The 1,078-nt window shown below is 59.4% G+C and carries 2 protein-coding genes; both read left to right on the forward strand.

Annotated elements, in window-relative coordinates; translation table 11 throughout:
- On the forward strand, positions 1-273 hold a 273-nt coding region (locus ACZ69I_RS39005; protein WP_470837264.1), incomplete at its 5' end, for a hypothetical protein.
- A 95-nt stretch (positions 274-368) separates the two neighbouring features.
- Positions 369-917 (forward strand): hypothetical protein, encoded by a 549-nt coding sequence (locus ACZ69I_RS39010; RefSeq protein WP_470837265.1) that lies wholly within the window; start codon positions 369-371, stop codon positions 915-917.
- Positions 918-1,078: the final 161 nt, after the last annotated feature.

Here is a 1,078-nt window from a genome sequence, read left to right on the forward strand (position 1 = left end):
GTCCTCACCTTCACGAGCATCGCCTGCATCCTCATCTGCTACCGCGGCTCAACAAATGAGATGACTTCTAAGAAATCTCATGGTTCTGGACGACTTGTGGGACTCGTGCCGGTCAGTCGGGGGGTGGTTGCGCTTGACACGCTCCGACCTGCACACCGCATGATGATCGGGGCTGCGGATCGGTCTGGCGGCGGATCGCAGCACTTCTCGTTGGCTGGTGGCCAGCGCTGTAATCTGCTGCATCGAGTTGATGGCACTCTTTTTGTGGCCTGAATAGGATGATCCTCGCCAGGCATCCTCAAGTTGCTGGTAGACCAACGGGTGTCGAGGTAAATCGCCTTGCCGTACACCTACTCCAGGAGACCTTCGTGAAAAGGTCCACGCTTTCCATCCTGGGTGTCGCTGCTCTGATCACGGGAGCGTCCGTGGTCAGCGTAGGTACCGCGCAGGCAGCACCTGAACCGACTGCCAAGTCTGCGCTGGCGAGTTTCGAAGGGAGAACGATAGATCTGTCGAAAGACTGGAGTGCCGCCAAATCCTGCATAGTGTGGAAGAGTCAGGGTGGTGTGTCATGCTTCCGTACTACCGCGGAACGCGACGTCGCTGCGGCCAGACTCGAAGCGAAGGCAACTCCCCGGGTGGCCGCCGCGTCGTGCTCCACGCCGCTTGACGTATATGAGCACTCCAACCGCAACGGCCGAGACCTCAAGTTCTATGACCGGGGATACTGGCAGAACCTCTCGGCTTACGGATTCGACAACCAGACGTCCTCCTATTGGACGGGCGCGTGCAGTGCGCATCTGGCTGAGAATGCGGGTGGCGGTGGGTACTGGTATCCAGGCAACACCGGGCCGAACCACTGGGAGAATGTCACCATTCCCTGGAACGACCGCATCAGTTCCATTTACATCGTGTGAGCACTGCACTTCCCGTGCACACACAGACGCGAGGGAAAGCCTCGCTGAGTCGGCCACCGATCCGGTGACGGATCGTCAAGCGCATTGAGCGGGGTTCCCGGATTGCTGAGCGAGATGTCTGACATCTCCAGCACGCCATTCGGGGGCCTCGTGGTCATCCA

Source organism: Streptomyces sp. NPDC036815 (assembly GCF_055609205.1).